Raw genomic sequence first — 16503 nt, 5'->3', positions numbered from 1 at the left:
CCGGCCTTGCCGACATAGGGCCAAACTTCACCGCCGCCCGAACAGCCTTTCGATGTCCGCCAGCTTGAGTTCGATATAGGTCGGGCGGCCGTGGTTGCAGGTGCCGGAGCCGGGCGTGGCCTCCATCTGGCGCAGCAGCGCGTTCATCTCCTCGGCCTTGAGCAGGCGGCCGGAACGCACCGAACCATGGCAGGCCATGGTCGCCGCGATTTTGTCCAGCCTTTCCTTCAGCGTGTCGACGGTGTCGTTGTCGGCGATCTCGTCGGCGAGGTCGCGCACCAATTGCTGGACATTGGTCTCGCCCAGCATCGACGGTGTCTCGCGCACGGCCACGGCGCCCGGCCCGAAACGCTCGATGCCGAGCCCGAAGCGGGCGAGCGTTTCGGAATGCATGGCAAGCCGTTCGGCATCCTCTTCAGGCAGGTCGACGATCTCCGGCAGAAGCAGCATCTGCGACGGCACGGCGCGCGCGTGCAGCGCGTTCTTCAACGCCTCGTAGACCAGCCGCTCATGCGCGGCATGCTGGTCGACGATGACAAGTGAGTCCCTCGTCTGGGCGACGATATAGTTCTCATGCACCTGCGCCCGTGCCGCACCGAGCACCGTGTCAAGCAGCGTCTCCGCCGCTTCGCCCTGTCCCGCCCGGGCGTCGGCGCTGGCGATCGGGCCGGCATCGAACGCCGCCTGCTCGTTTTCGCCGAACCCGCCGTTTCGTTCGAATCCTGAACCCTGGAACTCCATGTCGAGTGGCCGTTGCGGCGAGCGTGCGTGGTCGAAACCGGCAGAGCCCGAGGCGCGGTAGGCCGCTTCGTAGCTGCGGTGACCATTGGCCGGGCCGCCATGGGCATATGACGCCGCTCCCGGCCGGAACGCCGCCATCATGCCGGCGGCACCGGAAGTGGCGGCGCGGATGCCGGCTTCGGCAAGCGCCTGACGGATGGCGCCGACGATCAGCCCGCGCACCAGGCCGGGGTCGCGGAAGCGGACATCGGCCTTGGCTGGGTGGACATTGACGTCGACGATCGCCGGGTCGAGTGTCAGGAAAAGCACCGTGACCGCATGGCGGTCGCGTGGCAGGACGTCGGCGAAGGCGCCTCTGATAGCGCCGGCGATCAGCTTGTCGCGCACTGGCCGGCCATTGACATAGGCATATTGCTGCAGCGCGTTTGCGCGGGTGAAGGACGGGATCGATACATGGCCGGTCAGATGCACGCCTTCGCGCATCGCATCGATGGCAATGGAATTGTCGGGAAACTCGGCCCCCATCACCTGGGCGATGCGGCGCAGGCGTCCGTCCGCGCTGTCCTCGGTCGCCGGCAATTCAAGCGTCGAGCGGTCGGAACCGCTGAGCGTGAAGCGAACGGTCGGAAAGGCGATCGCGATGCGCTTGACCACGTCGCTGGTCGCCGAGCTTTCGGCGCGCTCGCCTTTCATGAATTTCAGCCTTGCCGGGGTGGCGAAGAAAAGGTCGCGCACCTCCACGGTGGTGCCGCGATTGGCCGCCGCCGGCCTGACGGGCGAGATCCTGCCGCCCTCGATGCCGATCTCGGCGGCGCTGTCGCTTGCCGCCGTGCGCGAGCGGATCGACAGCCGCGACACCGAGCCGATCGACGGCAGCGCCTCGCCGCGAAAACCGAGCGAGCGGATGTCGTGGATGTCTTCGGCAAGCTTGGAGGTGCAATGGCGTGCGGCTGCCAGCGAAAGCTCCTGTTCGGGGATGCCGAAGCCGTCATCGGTGACACGGATCAGGTTCAACCCGCCGCCTGACGTGACGACCTCGACTTTTCCCGCACCGGCATCAAGCGCGTTCTCGACCAGTTCCTTCACCACGCTTGCCGGACGCTCGATGACTTCGCCGGCGGCGATCTGGTTGATCATCGTTTCGGAAAGCTGGCGTATGGGCATGATGACAGTATAGGCGGATTCGTGCCGAGCGGGCGAGGGTGAAGTACGGTGAAAACAGTGAACGACCTCACGCTTGCGCTGCCAGCCAATCCCGTACCTTGCGGGCATTCTCGCTAAGCTCCCGGTTCCTCGGCCAGATGACATAGAACGCCTTGCCGGTCCTGAGCACATGGTCCGTCACCGGCACCAACAGTCCCGTCGCGAGCATCCGCTCGGCAAGGTGGCGCCAGCCGAGCGCGATGCCTTGCCCTTCCATGACGCCCTGGATTACCAGCCCGTAGTCGTTGATGCGCAGGCCGCGCGCGGTATCGCCGAGACGGGCGCCAGCCGATTCGAACCACTCATTCCAGCTCGCCGCCTCCCGATAGGGCTCCTCGAGATGGATGAGACGGTGCGTGGCCAGTTCCGCGACCGATTTGGGCAGGCCGAACTTCGCCGCGTAGCTGGTGCCGGCGACGGGAAAGATCTCTTCGTCGGCAAGCGGCAGCGAATGATAGTCCTGCCAGTCCCTCGGTTCGCCGCCGCGCACGGCAAGCGGGATCCCCTCTGCGATGATGTCGAGGTCGCGGTCGGCGGTCTGGATGCGCAGATCAATGCCCGGCAGTTCGTCGCGGAACTGCTGCAGCCGCGGCATCATCCAGAAGGAGCCGAACGCAGTCGAGGCGGCAAGCGTCACGTGGCCTCCGGTCGCCTGCAGGCGCAGATCCTCCGCCGACTTTCGGATGTGGGACAGGCCCAGCGAAACGTCGGCGTGGAAACGCTCGCCGGCCTCCGTCAGGCTGACCTGCCGGTGACGGCGCTGGAACAGCTTGGCGCCGAGCTGTTCCTCCAGCCCGCGCACCGCGTAGGAAACGGCGGCCTGGGTCATGCCGAGCTCGCGCCCGGCGGCGGTGAAGCTCGACAGGCGGCCCGCCGCCTCGAAGACGATCAGGCTGCCGGCCGAGGGAAGGAGGTGGCGCAGGTTTCGCATAAGCAGAGCTTATACAAGAGATCAGGATTTTCCAGCGTCACATTCCTGTTTTGTGCGTCTAGGCTGCGAGTTATAAGAGGAATGGAGTTGCCATGAACGCACCGGCCGCTGTGACCGAACACGCCAATCGTCGAGCCGGCGGCCGCCTGGGGCGCAAGGCGCTGCGGGGAGCTCCGGTAACGTCGTTTCCGACACTGGTCCGCCAAATCCCCGTCTATCAGATGGTGCCGGACGAGGCAGTGGAACTCATACACCAGGAATCGCTCGCCATCCTGGAGGACGTCGGATGCGAGTTCCGCGACCATGAGGCCATCGAAATGTGGAAGGCCGCCGGCGCGGACGTCTCCGAGACGAGAGTGCGGATCGACCGCGCCTTGCTAATGGAGCTCGTCTCGAAGGTGCCGTCGGAGTTCACGCTCAACGCGCGCAACCCCGAGCGCACGGTGCGCGTGGGCGGGAAGAATTCCATCTTCGTGCCGATGTATGGCGCGCCTTATGTGCGTGACCTCGACAATGTCAGGCGCTACGGCACGCTCGCCGACCTCAACAATTTCCACAAGCTCGCCTACATGGCGCCGGCCCTGCATTCCTCGAGCTCGATCATCTGCGAGCCGATGGAAATAGCGGTGCCCAAGCGTCACCTCCACATCATCCATTCGGCGCTGAAGCATTCCGACAAGCCGTTCATGGGCATCGTGACTTCCAAGGATCGGGCGGAAGACACGATGGCGATGGCGGGCATCGTGTTCGGTGAGGATTACGTGCGCGACAACCCTGTGCTGGTGTCGATCACCAACTGCAATTCACCGCTGGTATGGGATGCCACCATGCTGGATGCGATGAAGGTCTATGCCCGTCACAATCAGCCGCTGATCCTGGCGCCCTTCGCGCTGTGCGGCGCCTCGACCTCGGCCTCGGCCGTGGGCGCGGTGGCGCAGGTCAATGCCGAGGCGCTTGCCGGTGTAGCGTTCACCCAGCTCCTGCGTCCGGGCTCGCCTCAAATCTACGGCCAGTTCATGGTCACGGTCGACATGAAGACCGGCGCTCCGATGGGCGGCACGCCGGAGGCCGCGCAGATGATGTACCTGATGGGCGCGCTGGCACGGAAATACGGCCTGCCGTGGCGCACGTCCGGCTTCCATGTCGGCTCGAAGCTGAACGATGCCCAGGCCGGCTACGAGGCGAACATGCTTATGCATGCCGCCATCCTTGCCGGCGCCAACTACATCTGGCACTCGGCCGGATGGCTCGAGGCGGGTCTCACCTGCGGCTATTCGAAATTCGCGACCGACTGCGAACAGCTCGTCGGCTGGTACAAATATGCCGGCGGGCTGCCGTTCGACGATTTCAAGGAAGCGATGGCCGCCATCCGCGAGGTGGGGCCGCAGGGCCATTTCCTCGGCACACAGCACACGCTCGAGCATTTCGAGCGAGCCTTCTTCATGCCCAGCATCATGGATTTCAACTCCTACGAACAGTGGAAGGCCGAAGGGGCGAAGGACCATGACACGCGCGGCCGCGAGAAAGCGCGCAACATGCTGGCCGATTATGAGGAGCCGAAGCTCGATGAGGGCATCGCAGACGGTCTCAGGGATTTTATCGCGCTGCGCGAGGAGAAACTGCCGGACAGCGTTAGCTGACAGGACGAAGATCTGACGGGAACCACAAGGGAGGAAAAAAATGACGCTTTTCAAAAGCAATGGTGATCGTGTTCCAAGCGCCATAGAGGCGATGGCAGAGGAGGCGCGTGCGGGTCGGATCGACCGACGCGAATTCCTGGCGCTGGCAAGCGCCTTCGGGGCATCGACGGCTCTGGCCTATGGCATGATCGGTCTTGCCGCGCCGACGAACGCCTTGGCCGAGGAGCCGAAGAAGGGCGGAACGCTGCATGTCTCGATGTCGGTGAAGGCGCAGAAGGATCCGCGCACCTATGACTGGGTTGAGCTTGCCAACATCTCGCGCACCTGGCTGGAGCCGCTTGTGCGCTATACCAGGCAGTTCACCTTCGAGCCGGTGCTGCTCGAAAGCTGGGACATCAACGACGACGCCACCGAATATACGCTGCATGTGCGCAAGGGCATCACCTGGAACAATGGCGATACCTTCAACGCCGATGATGTGGTGCACAATGTGACGCGCTGGTGCGAGAAGGGCGTCGCCGGCAACTCCATGGCCGCGCGTGTCGGCGCGCTGATCGACGCCAAGACCGGCAAGGCGAGGGACGGCGCGATCACCAAGGTCGACGACAACACGGTCAAGCTGAAGCTCTCCGAGCCCGACATTTCGCTGATCCCGAACTTCACCGACTATCCGGCGCTCGTCGTCCACCGCAATTTCGATGCCGATGGCGCCGATCCGATCAAGAAGCCGATCGGCACCGGACCCTTCGAGCTGGTCTCTTACGATGTCGGCCAGAAAGCCGTCGTCAAGCGCCGCGAGAACGGCAAATGGTGGGGCGGCGAAGCTCCGCTCGACGGCGTCGAATTCATCGACTACGGCACCGATTTCAACGCCACGGTGAATGCCTTCGATTCCGGCGAAATCGACCTCAATTTCGAGTCGCCTGCCGATTTTATCGACATCCTCGACAAGATGGGGCTGGAGAAATCGGAGGTGGCGACCGCGACCACCCTGGTTGCGCGCACCAACGTCACGCACAAACCCTACGATGACAAGCGTGTTCGCAACGCGCTCCAGATGGCGGTCGACAACAACGCGGTGCTGCAGCTCGGCTACAGCGGTCGCGGCACGGTCGGCGAAAACCACCATGTCAGCCCCATCCATCCGGAATATTATCCGCTGCCCAAGAAGGAGCGTGATGCCGCCGGCGCCAAGAAGCTGATGGCGGAGGCGGGTCAGGCCGACTTCGAGCATGAGCTGATCACCATCGAGGACGATTGGCAGAAGAACACCGGCGATGCCATCGCGGGCCAGCTGCGCGAGGCCGGAATCAAGGTGAAACGGACGGTGCTGCCGGGCTCGACGTTCTGGAACGACTGGACGAAATATCCCTATTCGATGACGATCTGGTACATGCGCCCGCTCGGCGTCCAGGTGCTGGCGCTCGGCTATCGCACCGGCGAGGCCTGGAATGAATCGGCGTATTCGAATCCCGATTTCGACGCCAAGCTCAAGCAGGCGCTATCGCTGATCGACGTCGCCAAGCGCAAGGAGGTGATGAAGGATGTCGAGCAGATCCTGCAGGATTCCGGCGTCATCATCCAGCCGTTCTGGCAGAAGCTCTACAGTCATACGAGCAAGAAGGTGAAGAACTACGGCGTCCACCAGACTTTTGAAATGGACCTCCAGAACGTCTGGCTGGACGCCTAGCTGCAATGGTTGGCGAATGCCGGCACCCTTTCAGGTGCCGGCTGTCCGGCAAATCGATTATGGCTGCGGGCGCTGGCGCTCGGGTGCTGCCGCTAGGGCTTTTGAGGAGCGGTACATGTCTGGGCAGGTCTTCAACCGGTTGTTCACGCCGATTGCTCTGCGCGGCAAGACCTTACGCAACAGGATCGTGTTCGGAGCCCATACCGCGAACATGGCGGTAGAGGGACTGCCGACAGAACGGCATGTCGGCTATTATGCCGAACGCGCTATCGGCGGCGCGGGCATGATCGTCGTCGAGCCGATGCCGGTGCACCGGGCCGCGATTCTTACCCGCGGCAACTTCCGTCCTTCCGACGACAGCGTGATCCCCCATTTCCGCAAAGTGACGGAAGCGATCCGCGGCAATGGCGCCGTCGCCATCCAGCAGCTCTATCATGTCGGTCAGCACGCGGACGCGGACAACTCGTTCCATGCCGGCTGGTCCCCTTCCGGACTGCCGAGTTATCACGACTCTGACGGTTCGCATCGAATGTCCGAAGCCGAGATCGAAGAAACGATCGACGGTTTCGTGCAGGCGGCGCGCCGTTGCCGCGAGGCCGGTTTCGACGGCGTCGAGGTCTGGGCGGCGTATCATTCGATACTGGACCAGTTCTGGACGCCCTGGTCGAATCGCCGCGACGACCGGTGGGGCGGCAGCCTTCAAAATCGCACCCGGATGAGCCGTGAGGTGATGAGCAGAATTCGCCGGGAATGCGGCGATGATTTCATCATCGGCCTTGCGGTCAACGACGAACCGGAAGTGGAGGTGGCGCTGAAGCGCGAAGCATTGGCCGAGATAATCGACCTCCACGACCGCGATTCTTTGATGGATTATGTGACTTGTGGAACGGGCTCCTACTTCGATTTCTACAAAATCATCCCGACCTTTGTTTATCCGGAAAAGCTCGGCGCCGACCTGGCGTCCGTGCTCAAATCCACCGTGCGCCACGCGTTGGTCACCGCCGAGAGTCACATCCGTACGCCGCAGAATGCCGAAAGTGTGCTGAGCGAAGGCCACGCTGATCTGGTTTCCATCGTGCGGGGGCAGATCGCCGATCCGCACCTGGCCGCAAAGGCCGCCGCCGGACGGCCGGAAGACATTCGCGGGTGCCTGTCCTGCAACCAGATGTGTTGGGGCCGACGCAGCCGCGACTACTGGATCAGCTGCGTCATCAATCCCTCGGCGGGGCGGGAATGGGAATGGGGCGGAGATCGCTTCGCCCCGGCTAGCCAACCCAAGCGCGTACTGGTCGTCGGCGGCGGTCCCGCCGGCCTCGAAGCGGCGCGTGTAGCAGCCGAACGCGGTCACCGTGTCACGCTGGCCGAGGCTTCCGACCGTCTTGGGGGGCAGTTCCGCCTTGCGGGGCTGCAACCGCGCCGCGCCCAGATTCTGGATCTGATCGACTGGTACCAGCGCCAGCTCAGCCAGCTTCAGGTCGACGTCCGGTACGGACAATATGTCGAGGCGGAGGATGTCGAGCGCGAAGGCGCGGACCACGTCATCATCGCAACCGGCTCGATGCCGTCAGACGGCGCTTTCCAACGGGCATTGCCGCAGTGGGAAAGCATCCCGGGCGGCGGGCTGGTTCTCTCGGCCGAAGCCGTGATGGCCCGTGAGGCGAGACCAGGCAAAAATGTTATCTTGCTCGACGATGGCGGCAATTGGAAAGGGTGCGGCACCGCCTGGAAACTCGCCGAGGACGGTCACAATGTGACGCTTGTGACACCTGACGCCCTGGTTGGCAAAGAGCTTCAGCGAATGGCAGTCGACGCGCCGCTGCGCCGCGCACTCGCCAGGCTGCGGGTGCGGTTTTTGACCGAGAGCGCCATCGTTCATTGGGACGGGAAGGCCGCCAGGGTCGCTTCCCTGCTCGACGGAACCGAGCAGGACGTCGAAGCCGATGCGCTGATCTTCGCCACGACGAGTATGGCAGCCGACATGCTTTCCATCGAGCTCGACAGGCGCAAAATTGCCCACACGTCGATTGGTGATTGTACCGCCTCAAGGCAGGCGGCTTTTGCCATCCATGATGGACGCAAGGTGGCGCTTGGTCTCTGATCGCAGTCTTGGCACGCGCGCCTGTCGGATGGCCTGCATCGGCCGCGACGCGGCCGCGGGCTTCATGAGCCGCAAAAAAGCCGATATGCAGGATGCGTGCTACTGGATTGCGCCAAGCCATCAAAAGCCGGAGATTCTGCATGAGACTGACAGTGCTCCTTGCCGCCCTTGCGACGGCCTTTCCCGCTGTCGCCCTGGCCGGTCCGGCGTCGGACGCCGTGAAGTTCTTCTATGTTCCGGATGTCAAGTTCGAGGCCGACGCAAAATACCGGGATCGCTTCACCGAGCCGGTGACAAGACTGTTCGACCTCAACGATCAGGCAACGAGGAAGAATCCGGACCAGGTCGCCTGCATCGATTTCGATCCGGGCCTCGATGCGCAGGATTTCGACCAGAAGACCGTCTCCAAGACCCTGAAAGTGTCCGAGATGGTGGATGGCGATACTGCCCAGGTGGTGGCGAGCTTCAGCCTCTTTCCGGAAGGAGACGATGCACAACGCGAAATGCATTGGTCGCTGAGGAAGATCGGCGGCAAGTGGAGGATATCGGACATCGCATCGAAGACCAGCGATTGGACGCTGAGCCAGCTCGAATGTCTGGCGGGCCAAGATCCGGAGTGATCCGATGGCCCGCCGCCGGTTCCTGGCACTGTCGGCCGTGTGCATTATGGCGGCGGACTTGAGTGGCGGCGCCGCGCAGGGGCTACTCGGCACGCCGCCGGCAAACGCTCCGGCGGCCACCGCGCCCGACGACAACGGGTCGCCGCCAGCGCCTGCACCTCGCGCAGCCGCCGAGCCGGCAACACCACCGGCTGCCTCGCCGAGCGAACCTGCCGCCCCAATTCAGCTGGGCTCGCCGACAGCGGTGGTCCGGCCATTCTACGACCAGCTCGGCTTGGAGGTCGATCCGTCGCAGCGCCGCCATTTCGTCGATCCGGCGAAAACGGTGCTCGACAAGAGCGATGCGCTGCGCAAATCCGGGCAGGGCGAGTGCCTCGACCCCAACATGGCGCTCGACAATGCCGACTATGATAAGGCCGAGATCGACAAGAGCCTGAAGACGCTCGAGGCGATCAATGGCGATCAGGCCAAGGTCATCGTCGCCTTCGTCGTCGCCGGCAACCCGCACCGCCTTGAGTGGAAGTTCAAAAGGGTCGACGGCGAATGGAAGATATCGGACCTGCTATCGGTGACCGGTGAATGGGCGCTCAGCCAGTACCAATGCGAATGATGGTTCGAGCTAGCCTCGCCCGCGATAGGGCGCCACTCCGGTCTCGGGCAGCCAGGCGCCTTCCGGCGGCGCGCCCGTCTGCCAGAACACGTCGATCGGAATGCCGCCGCGTGGATACCAATAGCCGCCGATGCGCAACCATAGCGGGCTCGTTGCCGCCACGATGCGGCGGCCGATCATGACGGTGCAATCCTCATGGAAAGCACCATGATTGCGAAACGAGGTCATGAACAGCTTGAGCGACTTCGATTCCACCAGAGCAGCGTCGGGTGCGTAGTCGATGACGATGTGGGCGAAATCAGGCTGGCCGGTGACCGGGCACAGCGAGGTGAATTCCGGGCAGGTGAAGCGCACGATGGCCGGCGGGCCGTCGCCGCGCGAAAACGGCACGGTTTCCAGGACCGCCGCTTCCGGGCTCTGTGGCGTCTCGACATGCGCGCCGAGCTGGGTGAGGGTTTTGGTATCGATCATGGACGGCTCCTTGTCTGCCTGTCGCCGGAAGCACGCTTCCATGGCGGTCGGCGCGAACGAAGATTGGAATAAACGCCGCAATCCACTCAGGGGCGGCGCATCTGGCCGCTCAATAACACAATTTGAAACCGCAGGAAGACGATGACCAGCAACGATCCGCTTCTCCAGCCCTATCAGCTCAAGCATCTGACGTTGAAGAACCGGGTGATGTCGACCAGCCACGAGCCTGCCTATTCGGAAGACGGCATGCCCAAGGCGCGGTACCGGCTCTACCACACGGAGAAGGCCAAGGGCGGCATGGCGCTGACAATGACCGCCGGCTCGGCCATCGTTTCACGCGACAGCCCGGCCGCTTTCGGCAATTTGCATCTCTATGATGACGGGATCGTGCCATGGCTCGCGGAACTGACCGACGCCTGCCACGAGCATGAATGCAAGGTGATGATCCAGATCACCCATCTCGGCCGTCGAACCGGTTGGAACAAGGCCGACTGGCTGCCCGTCCTGTCGGCTTCGCCGGTGCGGGAGCCGGCGCATCGCGCCTTTCCCAAGACCATCGAGGATTGGGATATCGAACGCATCGTTTCCGACTATGCTTCCGCGGCCCAGCGCTGCCAGGCCGCCGGTCTCGACGGCATCGAATTCGAGGCTTACGGCCATCTGATGGACGGCTTCTGGTCTCCGTCCACCAACCATCGGGAGGACGAGTTCGGCGGCTCGCTCGACAACCGGCTGCGGTTCACCGACATGGTGCTCGACGCCGTGCGGGCGGCCGTCGGCGAAAAATTCGTCGTCGGCATACGCATGGTCGCCGACGAGGATTTTTCGCAAGGCCTGTCGAAAGAGGAGGGCGTCGAGATCGCCAGGCGGCTTGCCTCATCAGGCAAGGTCGATTTCCTCAACATCATCCGGGGCTCGATCGAGACCGACGCGGCACTGACCAAGGTCATTCCGGTGACCGGCATGCGCTCATCGCCGCATCTCGACTTCGCCGGCGAGGTGAGGGCGGCGACGAAATTCCCGACCTTCCACGCGGCGCGAATTTCCGACGTCGCAACTGCGCGCCACGCCATCGCCGCCGGCAAGCTCGACATGGTCGGCATGACCCGCGCCCACATCGCCGATCCGCACATCGTCCGCAAAGTGATGGAAGGGCGCGAGCACGAAATCCGCCCGTGTGTCGGAGCCACCTACTGCCTCGACCGCATCTACGAAGGCGGCGAGGCGCTCTGCGTCCACAATGCGGCGACCGGCCGCGAGGCGGACATTCCGCATATCATCACCGAGGCCGAGGGACCAAAGCGAAAAGTCGTCGTCATCGGCGCTGGTGCAGGCGGACTGGAAATAGCGCGCGTGGCCGCGGAGCGCGGCCATCAGGTGACGGTGCTGGAGGCATCGGGCCAGGCCGGCGGGCAGGTCAGGCTGGCGACGCAGAACCCGCGCCGCAAGGAATTGATCGGCATCGTCGACTGGCGGTTGGCCGAACTCGACCGGCTCGGCGTCGAGATCCGCTACGACAGTTGGGCCGAGAAGGACGACGTTCTGGCGTTGTCGCCCGATGTCGTGGTGATCGCCACCGGCGGACTGCCGCAGAATCCGCCGCTGATGGCGGGCGACACTCTTGTCACATCGAGCTGGGACATCATGGCTGGCAGCGTCAAGCCGGCTGAAAACGTGCTGCTCTATGACGACAATGGCGGCCATCAGGGAATGGGCGCTGCGGAACTCGTCGCGGCCGCCGGTTCGAAGCTGGAACTGGTTTCGCCGGAGCGATTCTTCGCGCCGGAAATGGGCGGCATGAACCACGTACCCTACATGCGCGCCTTCCAGGAGAAGGGGGTCACCATCACTATCAACACAAGGCTGCGCTCGGTGCGCCGCGAGGGCAATCAACTGGTTGCCGAGCTTGCCTCCGATTTCGCCGACGGCTGGCGCGGCGAGCGGCGGGTCGACCAGGTGGTGGTCGAGCATGGCACGGCGCCGCTAGACGACCTTTATCTCTCGCTGAAGCCATTGGCGACGAACGGCGGCGCCATAGACTATGAGCGGCTGGTGAGTGGCGGCGACATTTTTCCCGAGCGCAATCCGCAAGGATCTTTCGTGCTGTTCCGCATCGGCGATGCCGTCGCCTCGCGCAACATCCACGCCGCCATCTATGACGGCATCCGGTTCGGGCTAAGGATTTGAAAGGCTGCTGTCGCTAACAATTTCGAGGAGGCGCGCAACGGAACCTCCGCAAGGAGAGCCATCTGCTGCCTTGGTTCGTTGCGCGCCGCGTACGCCGCCTGCTTGCGCCGGCACCGTACGATCCGTGATCAGAACATTCTGGCGGTGGCCATGCAGAGCACGGTGAGAACCAGCAGCCAGGCGGCGATTCGCTCGCCTTGGGCCATCTTCGCGCGCAGGGCAGGTTCGGTGGCCGCGTCGGCGCCAGCAAGCTGCGTGCTGGTGCGGCGGACCATGGTGCTGAGCACTCCAGCCGCGGCGAAAGCGGCAACGATGCCGAGGGCCAGCACCATTTCCATCGAGCCGAAATAGGCACCATGGAAAAAATACCAGAGCAGCGCACCGGTGAGAAACACCATGCCGGCCGCGCCCATTTGCGGTCCAATGAAGCGTTCAGCCCGGATCTCGGGGTCGCGCGCCAGCGTGATGGTGGTGCCGGCCCAGAACACCCCCGCCATGACGTGAAGACCGATGGTGATGATGTAGACATATTGCATACCAGCTCTCCTCTCTTGCCCGCCGTCGCCTAAATAGTTAGATATCTAACTGTTAGATGTCAATGTATAAATGAGTGCCAGTTCCATCCGTGGAAAACACCGTCTAGTGTCTTGCCATGACGCCCTTTGAACGCCCGCCGGTCGGCATGAATCTCGGCCGCACCGCCAAGCTTGTTGCACAGGCCTTCGACACCGCGTTGGTTGAAGCGGGCGGCACGTTGCCCGTCTGGCTTACTCTGCTGTCGGTCAAATCGAGCGAGCTAGCCAACCAGCGCGAGCTCGCCGGAATGATCGGCATACAGGGAGCGACGCTCACCCATCATCTAAACGCGATGGAGGCGCAAGGATTGCTGACGCGCCGCCGCGATCCCGTCAACCGCCGGGTCCATCTGGTCGAATTGACAGAGGCCGGAGAAGCGATGTTCGAGACACTGCGCAAGGCGGCGCTTGCCTTCGACAAGCGGCTGCGCGTGGGCCTGTCAGACGACAGGCTGGCGGAGTTTGCGCAAGTGCTGGCGACCTTGCGGGCCAACGTGGAAAGCTGACGATGTCCAAGGCGCGCCGCGTGAATCTCTTCGACACTACGCGCTGTAGGAAAGCCGGATCACCGCCTCAGTCGTCATAACTCTGGATTGTCCCAAAGGCATAGCCGCGCTGCTTCAGCGCGGTAATCAGCATGGCCAGTTTCGTCTTGCCGTCGAAGCCGTCCTGGAACATCTCGTCATGCATGAGCAGGATCATCTTTCCGTGCTTGACGAAGCGGCCATAGCCGAACAGGTGATCGATCTCGCTGACCAAGTGGTCGACGCTCTGCACCGGCTTGCCTGTGTCGTCATGCACCCACTCATGGTCCCAGCCATAGAGATAGAAGCGGGAAGCGGCGACGAATTCATAGTCCGGCTCCTCACGGCCTTCCTGCGCAAGGCCGAGCGAGGTGTCGTTCTTCGACATTGAGGGCAGTCTGAACACGTCGCGCCCAGGCAGCCTCGCATGAACCTCCGGAGCGAGCCCGAGCACGGCGTTGGCCCGCAGCATGTCTGCCACCACGCCTTCCGTATCGGCATAGAAATGTTGGTAGCGGTTGTTGGCGTGGCTGTAGCTGTGATTGCCGACCGTCACCAGCGGCAGAGCTTTTGCGCGTCTGACTAATGCCTTGTTGCCCGCGCTCGCCTGCGCATGCATGCCGACCATGAACAACGTCGCCGGCACCTGCTGCGCTTCCAGCACGTCGAGGATGTTGCTGGTGCCGTTCAGCGGTCCGTCATCGAAAGTCAGATAGATGGTGCGATCCACTGCATAAGCGGGAAATGCGGCGAGCATGGTCAGCAAAGCAAGCAGAAGCGGCATCGGGACTACCCGTTTGCGATCGTCACAGGGCGCCATCTCGGTGATGAGTTGTCAAGCGCGGGTGAGGGCTGCCTACGCCAGGCTTCCCTGCAGCACCGTTAGCCTGGCCTTCTTCGGCATGCGGGCGCTCAGCCAGTCACGGGCTTTGTCCTGCGGCATCGGGAAGGCGATGGAGTAGCCCTGCACCTGGTCGCATCCGATGGCCATCAGTGAATCGAGTTCGGCTTCGGTCTCGGCGCCCTCCGCGACGATCGAGATACCAAGGCCGCGCGCGAGTTCGGTGATGGCGCGCACGATCTTGGAGTTGTCACCGTTCTCATGGATGTTCTGGACGAAGCGGCGATCGATCTTCAGCCGGTCGATCTCGTTGGGATTGACGTGGCTGAGCGATGCGTAACCGGTGCCGAAATCGTCGAGCTCAAGATGAACGCCGGCGGCCCTGATATGGCGTAGCTTTGCCGCGATGCCTGTCTTCTCGTCATCGAGAATGACGGATTCGACGATTTCCAGCGACAGTTTCTGCGGCGGCAGGCCGGCCTTCTCAAGCGTCTCGAACAGGAAAGCATCGAAGTCGTGCTCGCGCAATTCGGTTCCGGATACGTTGACCGCAAGCCGTCCGAAAGCAATGCCGTCGCGGTTCCATTCGGCGGCTTCGTTGATCGCCTTGCTGATGACGATGCGGCCGATATCAGGCATGAAACCGCATTTCTCGGCGACGGGAATGAATTCGCCAGGCGAGATCATGCCGCGCTCGGCATGGTTCCAGCGCACCAGCGCCTCGATGCCACTGATCGTGCCGTCGCTCAGTGAAACCTGCGGCTGGAAATAGACCTGGAATGCCTGCTGTGAAATGGCAACCTTGATGTCGTGCTCGAGTTGCTTGCGATAATCGAGTTCGCGACGCAATTCCTCGGAGAAGAACGAGAAATTGCCGCCGCCCATCTTCTTGGCGGAGTAAAGCGCCAGATCAGCGTGAACCAGCAGGTCCTGGGCGTTGTCGGCGTCGATCGGATAGACGGCGATGCCGCCGCTGGCGCCCGGTAGAATGGTCGTGCCCTGGAAGACGATCGGCTCGTTGATGTGCGCAAGAATGCGCCGTGCCAGCATGTTGATGTCTTCGCTGCCGCCGGCGCCGTTGAGGATCATCACGAACTCGTCGCCACCGAGGCGCACGCACAGATCCGACGCCCGACAGGAATCGCGCATGCGCTGGGCCGTGATGACCAGCACATAGTCGCCAGCGGCGTGGCCGAGCGTGTCGTTGATCTGCTTGAACCGGTCGAGATCAAGCTGCACCACCGCAAGACGTTCGCGCCGACGATGCGCGCTCTTGATCAGCGTGTCGAAATGGTCGGTCAGGAATGTGCGGTTGTGCAGACCTGTCAGCCCGTCATGAACGGCGATGAAGGCCATCGAATTGCGCGCATCGACGAGTTCGCGCGTCTTGCGCAGGATCGCGTTTGACATGGGCCGGAAGATGAACAGCGCCACCAGAACGATGACGCCGATCGTGGCGTAAAACAGCGTGCGGTGCAGATCGAGCATCTTTTCGGATCGTTCGTCGGCGAAAGCGCTGATGCGCTGGCCCAGCGCCGAATAGCCCGACAATGTTGCGTTGGCGACCGAGGCGTCGAGGGTGACGCGTTCGTAACCGCCCTTGTAGCCTCTATTGTCGCCGAGTGCGAGTTGGGACGAGAAGGCCGATACCAGGCGTTCGCCATTGGCGACCAGCCCGACGGAAAAATAGTCGAGATGAAAAGGCTTGCCGAAAAGGACGTTCTCGATCGTCTTCGGATCGAGCCTGGCCGGCGACTTTGGATCGGCGGCCGTCTGCTTGAGCAGCAGGTCATAGTTGGTTTCGAACTCCGCCGTCGCCTGCTTGAGCGCGTTGACGAGCGCCGGCTGCTTGTCGCGCGAAGCAGCACCGGTCGCACCGGCGAGGAAGACGATGCGCTGCGACAGCGTCTTTTGCGTGCTGACGATATCGAGCAGCGTATGGTTGTGCCGTTGGGTGGCCATCACCTGCTGCAGCAGGATGAAGGAAGCCACCACCATGGCGGCGATGATCAGCAGCGCCAGCCAATAACCAGCCTTGATCAGCAGTATGAGCTTGCCTGAAACGGTTTGCACCGGCTGCTGCGACATCTTGGGGGGCGGCCCTCTCGCCAACGGATTCCTGTATGAGCATCATTGAACTGCAAACATTAACAGGACTGGAAATCGACAGCTGGCCGACAAGGGGAAAGGCTTAAAGGTCGCGAAATGGTTATCGGCCTCTTTCGCGGCCGGTCCGCATTTGAACATTCGCCGGCCCCATGTGATCCGGATCGTCCCTCGAGCCATGCCTGCGGCATCCGTTCGACATTACCCAGCCACCTGATCCGGTCGCTTTTGCGGTGGATTTTTTGTGCGTGCGGGACGACAGTCGG

General features: G+C 62.9%; 13 protein-coding genes. 7 read left to right on the top strand and 6 right to left on the bottom strand.

The genetic code is table 11. The annotated features are described in order from the left end of the window. Positions 1 to 27: 27 nt before the first annotated feature. Positions 28 to 1905 carry a DNA mismatch repair endonuclease MutL gene (gene mutL / locus FJ972_RS20520; RefSeq protein ID WP_140521682.1) on the bottom strand — a complete coding sequence of 626 codons (1878 nt, stop codon included), beginning with the start codon at positions 1903 to 1905 and terminating at the stop codon, positions 28 to 30. Between the two features lie 67 nt (positions 1906 to 1972). Beyond that, positions 1973 to 2875, bottom strand: coding sequence for a LysR substrate-binding domain-containing protein (locus FJ972_RS20515; protein WP_140515572.1), 903 nt, complete (start codon positions 2873 to 2875; stop codon positions 1973 to 1975). A gap of 92 nt (positions 2876 to 2967) precedes the next feature. Between FJ972_RS20515 and FJ972_RS20510 the strand changes: the two genes are divergently transcribed. The 5 genes from FJ972_RS20510 (at position 2968) to FJ972_RS20490 (ending at position 9533) form a co-directional block, all read left to right on the top strand. Continuing rightward, a complete protein-coding gene (locus FJ972_RS20510) occupies positions 2968 to 4515 on the top strand; it encodes a trimethylamine methyltransferase family protein (RefSeq protein ID WP_140521684.1) in 1548 nt (515 codons plus the stop codon). A gap of 40 nt (positions 4516 to 4555) precedes the next feature. Beyond that, positions 4556 to 6205 (top strand): ABC transporter substrate-binding protein, encoded by a 1650-nt coding sequence (locus FJ972_RS20505; RefSeq protein ID WP_140521686.1) that lies wholly within the window; start codon positions 4556 to 4558, stop codon positions 6203 to 6205. A 115-nt stretch (positions 6206 to 6320) separates the two neighbouring features. Continuing rightward, a complete protein-coding gene (locus FJ972_RS20500; protein WP_140522172.1) occupies positions 6321 to 8303 on the top strand; it encodes an FAD-dependent oxidoreductase in 1983 nt (660 codons plus the stop codon). A gap of 140 nt (positions 8304 to 8443) precedes the next feature. Beyond that, on the top strand, positions 8444 to 8923 hold the full coding sequence (locus FJ972_RS20495; RefSeq protein WP_140521688.1) for a DUF3828 domain-containing protein: 480 nt from the start codon (positions 8444 to 8446) through the stop codon (positions 8921 to 8923). A gap of 4 nt (positions 8924 to 8927) precedes the next feature. After that, entirely contained in the window at positions 8928 to 9533 is a 606-nt protein-coding gene (locus tag FJ972_RS20490) for a hypothetical protein (protein WP_140521690.1), read from the top strand. A gap of 9 nt (positions 9534 to 9542) precedes the next feature. On the opposite strand, the gene queF is transcribed toward FJ972_RS20490, so the two are convergent. Further along, on the bottom strand, positions 9543 to 10004 hold the full coding sequence (gene queF, locus FJ972_RS20485) for a preQ(1) synthase (RefSeq protein ID WP_140515582.1): 462 nt from the start codon (positions 10002 to 10004) through the stop codon (positions 9543 to 9545). 141 nt (positions 10005 to 10145) lie between these two features. Here queF and FJ972_RS20480 point away from each other — a divergent pair, with 141 nt between their 5' ends. Further along, positions 10146 to 12191 (top strand): NADH:flavin oxidoreductase, encoded by a 2046-nt coding sequence (locus tag FJ972_RS20480; RefSeq protein ID WP_140521692.1) that lies wholly within the window; start codon positions 10146 to 10148, stop codon positions 12189 to 12191. A gap of 128 nt (positions 12192 to 12319) precedes the next feature. On the opposite strand, the gene FJ972_RS20475 is transcribed toward FJ972_RS20480, so the two are convergent. Further along, a complete protein-coding gene (locus tag FJ972_RS20475; RefSeq protein ID WP_140521694.1) occupies positions 12320 to 12727 on the bottom strand; it encodes a hypothetical protein in 408 nt (135 codons plus the stop codon). 146 nt (positions 12728 to 12873) lie between these two features. Between FJ972_RS20475 and FJ972_RS20470 the strand changes: the two genes are divergently transcribed. Next, positions 12874 to 13272 carry a MarR family winged helix-turn-helix transcriptional regulator gene (locus tag FJ972_RS20470; RefSeq protein WP_224655784.1) on the top strand — a complete coding sequence of 133 codons (399 nt, stop codon included), beginning with the start codon at positions 12874 to 12876 and terminating at the stop codon, positions 13270 to 13272. Between the two features lie 67 nt (positions 13273 to 13339). Here the strand turns inward: FJ972_RS20470 and FJ972_RS20465 are convergent, their stop codons facing one another. Continuing rightward, complete coding sequence (locus tag FJ972_RS20465; RefSeq protein ID WP_140521696.1) at positions 13340 to 14074, bottom strand: polysaccharide deacetylase family protein; 735 nt, start codon at positions 14072 to 14074, stop codon at positions 13340 to 13342. A 72-nt stretch (positions 14075 to 14146) separates the two neighbouring features. Beyond that, complete coding sequence (locus tag FJ972_RS20460) at positions 14147 to 16219, bottom strand: putative bifunctional diguanylate cyclase/phosphodiesterase (RefSeq protein ID WP_140521698.1); 2073 nt, start codon at positions 16217 to 16219, stop codon at positions 14147 to 14149. Between the last annotated feature and the right edge of the window lie 284 nt (positions 16220 to 16503).

It is taken from the genome of Mesorhizobium sp. B2-1-1 (assembly GCF_006442975.2).
Lineage (GTDB): Bacteria > Pseudomonadota > Alphaproteobacteria > Rhizobiales > Rhizobiaceae > Mesorhizobium.
The sequence above is the reverse complement of the archived record's forward strand: the minus strand, read 5'-3'. Positions and strand labels throughout refer to the sequence as shown.

Bases quoted from the DNA above. Each gene is read 5' to 3' on its own strand.
- mutL (WP_140521682.1), bottom strand. From the start codon at position 1,905: ATGCCCATACGCCAGCTTTCCGAAACGATGATCAACCAGATCGCCGCC.
- FJ972_RS20515 (WP_140515572.1), bottom strand. From the start codon at position 2,875: ATGCGAAACCTGCGCCACCTCCTTCCCTCGGCCGGCAGCCTGATCGTC.
- FJ972_RS20510 (WP_140521684.1), top strand. From the start codon at position 2,968: ATGAACGCACCGGCCGCTGTGACCGAACACGCCAATCGTCGAGCCGGC.
- FJ972_RS20505 (WP_140521686.1), top strand. From the start codon at position 4,556: ATGACGCTTTTCAAAAGCAATGGTGATCGTGTTCCAAGCGCCATAGAG.
- FJ972_RS20500 (WP_140522172.1), top strand. From the start codon at position 6,321: ATGTCTGGGCAGGTCTTCAACCGGTTGTTCACGCCGATTGCTCTGCGC.
- FJ972_RS20495 (WP_140521688.1), top strand. From the start codon at position 8,444: ATGAGACTGACAGTGCTCCTTGCCGCCCTTGCGACGGCCTTTCCCGCT.
- FJ972_RS20490 (WP_140521690.1), top strand. From the start codon at position 8,928: ATGGCCCGCCGCCGGTTCCTGGCACTGTCGGCCGTGTGCATTATGGCG.
- queF (WP_140515582.1), bottom strand. From the start codon at position 10,004: ATGATCGATACCAAAACCCTCACCCAGCTCGGCGCGCATGTCGAGACG.
- FJ972_RS20480 (WP_140521692.1), top strand. From the start codon at position 10,146: ATGACCAGCAACGATCCGCTTCTCCAGCCCTATCAGCTCAAGCATCTG.
- FJ972_RS20475 (WP_140521694.1), bottom strand. From the start codon at position 12,727: ATGCAATATGTCTACATCATCACCATCGGTCTTCACGTCATGGCGGGG.
- FJ972_RS20470 (WP_224655784.1), top strand. From the start codon at position 12,874: ATGAATCTCGGCCGCACCGCCAAGCTTGTTGCACAGGCCTTCGACACC.
- FJ972_RS20465 (WP_140521696.1), bottom strand. From the start codon at position 14,074: ATGCCGCTTCTGCTTGCTTTGCTGACCATGCTCGCCGCATTTCCCGCT.
- FJ972_RS20460 (WP_140521698.1), bottom strand. From the start codon at position 16,219: ATGTCGCAGCAGCCGGTGCAAACCGTTTCAGGCAAGCTCATACTGCTG.